The sequence below is a fragment of the Agromyces sp. P1_H4 genome (assembly GCF_056405255.1).
In genome coordinates this window covers 1-3,431 of record NZ_JBFUCL010000377.1, presented here as the reverse complement: position 1 = coordinate 3,431, position 3,431 = coordinate 1, and the positions used below count along the sequence as shown (strand labels likewise).

Below are 3,431 nucleotides of genomic sequence, written 5' to 3'. Positions count from 1 at the left end.
CGCCCGGTCGAGCTCGTCGGCCGAGTGCGTCTCGACCAGCGGCGTCATGCCGAGCTCGACGATGAGGTCGAAGAGCTCGCGCAGCGTCGCGTCGTCGAGGGCTGCCACGATGAGCAGCACCAGGTCGGCGCCCGCCGCGCGGGCCTCGAGCACCTGGTACGGCGTCGCGATGAAGTCCTTGCGGAGCACGGGCAGCGCGACGGCGGCGCGGACGTCTTCGAGGTCGGCGAGCGAGCCGCCGAACCTGCGGCCCTCGGTGAGGACGCTGATCGCGCTCGCACCRCCGAGCTCGTAGCTGCGAGCCAGGGCCGCCGGGTCCGCGATGGTCGCCAGCGCACCGCGCGAGGGGCTCGACCGCTTGATCTCGGCGATGACCTTGACCCGCTCGGCGGGCTTCAGCGCCTCGAGGGCGTCGAGCGCGGCAGGGCGGGCGAGCGCCGCGCGCTCCACCTCGGCGAAGCCGCGCGTCTCACGGCGTGCAAGCGAATCTGCGACCGCGTTCGCGGTCAGTTCGGACAGCACGCGTCAGTGCGCCTTCTCGACGACCTTCGCCCCGCCGACGCCGTAGCCGGCACGGGACAGGACCCAGCCCACGATGGCACCGACGACGAGGAGGGCTGCCGACGCCCAGACGAGCCACGGCAGGTCGAGGAAGAACGCGACCGTGCCGATGGTGACGGCGATGAGCATGATGATGACGGAGGTCCATGCCGCGGGCGAGTGTCCGTGGCCGGGATCTGCGTGCTCGGTGCTCATGTTGCTCCTTCGTTGCTGGGGTTTCGGGGGCCAGTCTAGCGGTTCGGTCCGGCGGGCTCGGTGGGGTCGCCGGTGGGATCGTCGCCGCGGCTGAGGTCGTCCCAGTCGTCGATGGCCTGGTCGGATGCTGCTCGCGCGCCGCCGTCCGCCTCGACCGGCTCGTCGGCGTCCTCGAGCCGGGCCGACCTGTATCGGCGCGACGACGAGGGCCAGCGCGTCCCGGTGACGAGGACGGCGACGCCGGCGAGCACGAGCAGCACTCCCCCGGCGATGGCGATGGCCGGCCAGGCGGTGGCCGTCACGCCGGCCACGAGCTCGGCCGTCGGGCCGGAACCCGACACGCCCGTGGCATCCGTCACTGCCGGGGCGACTGCGGCGACGGGATCGCCGAGCGACACGCCGGCGGCGAGCAGCACGCAGCCGCCGAGCACGACCTCGAGCACGCCGAGGATGATGCGGATGCCGGGACCTGCGATCGCGAGGGCCGCCACGAGTGCCAGTCCGGCGAGGCCGAGTGCCGCGAGGGCGGGCGACGCGACGCTGCCCGGGACCGCGATCGCGTCGTCGGAGCCCTGCGCAGCGACATCCGCCAGCCGAAGCTCGAACCAGGTCTGGCTCCACGAGAGCAGCGCGAGGCCCGCACCGACGATCGTGGCGACGATGATCGGCAGCTTCATGCGCGAGGCGCTCACTCGACCCTCCGCATGGCGTTCGCGACCGCGACCGCGCGCAGTGGCGCCGCCGCCTTGTTCTGCGACTCCTGGAACTCCGACTCGGGTACCGAATCGGCCACCAGGCCGCCTCCGGCCTGCACCCGCGCGATGCCGCCCGAGATCGTGGCCGTGCGGATGGCGATCGCGAGGTCGGCGTCTCCGCCGAAGCCGAAGTAGCCGACGACGCCGCCGTAGAGCCCGCGCTGCGCGGGTTCGAGCTCGTCGATGATCTCGAGGGCCCGCGGCTTCGGCGCACCCGAGAGCGTGCCGGCGGGGAAGGTCGCCCGGAACACGTCGACGGCGTTCGCCCCCGGCGCGAGATCGCCCTCGACCGACGACACGAGGTGCATGATGTGGCTGAACCGCTCGACGCGCATGAACTCGGTCACCTCCACCGATCCGGCCGTGCAGACCTTCGCGAGGTCGTTGCGGGCGAGGTCGACGAGCATGAGGTGCTCGGCCTGCTCCTTCGGGTCGGCGATGAGCTCGGCCTCGAGGTCGGCATCCTGCTCGGGCGTCGCACCGCGCGGCTTCGAGCCCGCGATCGGGTGGGTGAAGACGCGGCCGTCCTCCACCTTCACGAGCGCCTCCGGCGAGGAGCCGACGATCCAATACGGCTCGCCGGCCGGGTCGTCGAGGTGCAGGACGTACATGTACGGGCTCGGGTTCAGGCTTCGAAGCACCCGGTAGACGTCGATCGGGTCGGCGGTGGCCACCTGCTCGAAGCGCTGCGAGACCACGACCTGGAAGATGTCGCCCTCGCGGATGTACTCCTTCGAGCGCTCGACGGCGGCGAGGAAGTCGGCCTTCTCGGTGCGATGCGTCGGCGCCGCGGCGGTCGCGAGGTCGATCTCGGCGAGCCACGCCTCCGACGGGCGGGCGAGCCGCCGCTGCATCCGGTCGAGGCGCTCCTGTGCGTCCACCCAGAGCGCCTCGGGCGACTCGTCGCCATCGTTCAGGGTGGACGCCACGAGCTGCACGGTTCCGGTGCGGTGGTCGATCACGACGAGCTCGGAGACGAAGGAGAAGGCCTGTCCCGGCATCCGGAAGTCGGCGGGCGGCCGGTTCGGCAGGTGCTCGATCTGCCGGATGGCCTCCCACCCGATGAACCCGACGAGCCCGCCGGTCAGCGGCGGCGCGCCGGGCACGTCCTCGGTGCGCCAGCGCTCGAAGAGCGCCTCCAGCGCGGCGAGGGGTGCGAGGCCGGCGGCCCCGCCCAGCGCACGTTCGGCCGACAGCCCGTAGTCCTGCCATTCGACGCGCCCGTCGCGTTCGGTCAGGACACCGTACGACGAGGCGCCGACGAAGGAGTACCGCGACCAGATGCCGCCCTGCTCGGCGGACTCGAGCAGGAAGGTGCCGGGGCGGCCCGCGGCGAGCTTGCGGTAGATGCCGACGGGAGTCTCGCCGTCGGCGAAAAGTTCACGGGACACGGGCACGACCCTGCGGCCGGGCAGCAGGGCGGTGAACTCGTCGAAGCTCGTCGTGGCGGGCACTCGGCCTCCTCGGGTCGTCGGTGGACGTCGGTCAGTCGGCGGGTGTCGGCGCGGTGGCAGCGGTCGCTGTCGGCACAGGCGCTGCCCCCACTTCGACCTCGAGCCGGTCGCCGTCGAAGCACGTGCGGGTGCCGGTGTGGCWCGCCGCACCGACCTGCTCGACCGTCACGAGAAGCGTGTCGGCGTCGCAGTCGAGGGCGGCGGCGCGCACGTACTGCACGTGGCCCGACGTGTCGCCCTTGCGCCAGTACTCCTGCCGGGACCGCGACCAGAACGTCACGCGGCCCTCGGTGAGGGTGCGTCGCATGGCCTCGCGATCCATCCAGCCGAGCATCAGCACCTCGCCGGTGCCCTCCTCCTGGATGATCGCGGGGAGGAGCCCGTCGGCGTTGAACAGCGCCCGGTCCACGGCGGATGCCCCGGGCGCCCACGACTCCTCGTCGCGCTCCAGCTCCTCGTCGCCGGC

General features: G+C 72.6%; 5 protein-coding genes. All 5 read right to left on the bottom strand.

The genetic code is table 11. The features are described 5' to 3' along the window. The coding region (locus tag AC1DY2_RS17415) for an indole-3-glycerol phosphate synthase TrpC (RefSeq protein WP_476763557.1) at positions 1-522 on the bottom strand (522 nt) is incomplete at its 3' end. 3 nt (positions 523-525) lie between these two features. Beyond that, positions 526-756, bottom strand: a complete 231-nt coding sequence (locus tag AC1DY2_RS17410) for a DUF6704 family protein (protein WP_476763556.1) — start codon at positions 754-756, stop codon at positions 526-528. Positions 757-791: 35 nt separating this feature from the next. Continuing rightward, positions 792-1,448, bottom strand: coding sequence for a Trp biosynthesis-associated membrane protein (locus AC1DY2_RS17405; protein WP_476763555.1), 657 nt, complete (start codon positions 1,446-1,448; stop codon positions 792-794). Next, positions 1,445-2,965 carry an anthranilate synthase component I gene (locus tag AC1DY2_RS17400; RefSeq protein WP_476763554.1) on the bottom strand — a complete coding sequence of 507 codons (1,521 nt, stop codon included), beginning with the start codon at positions 2,963-2,965 and terminating at the stop codon, positions 1,445-1,447. Before AC1DY2_RS17400 ends, AC1DY2_RS17405 begins: the two co-directional genes overlap by 4 nt. Before the next feature lie 31 nt (positions 2,966-2,996). Then, a complete protein-coding gene (gene hisI / locus AC1DY2_RS17395) occupies positions 2,997-3,374 on the bottom strand; it encodes a phosphoribosyl-AMP cyclohydrolase (RefSeq protein WP_476763558.1) in 378 nt (125 codons plus the stop codon). Between the last annotated feature and the right edge of the window lie 57 nt (positions 3,375-3,431).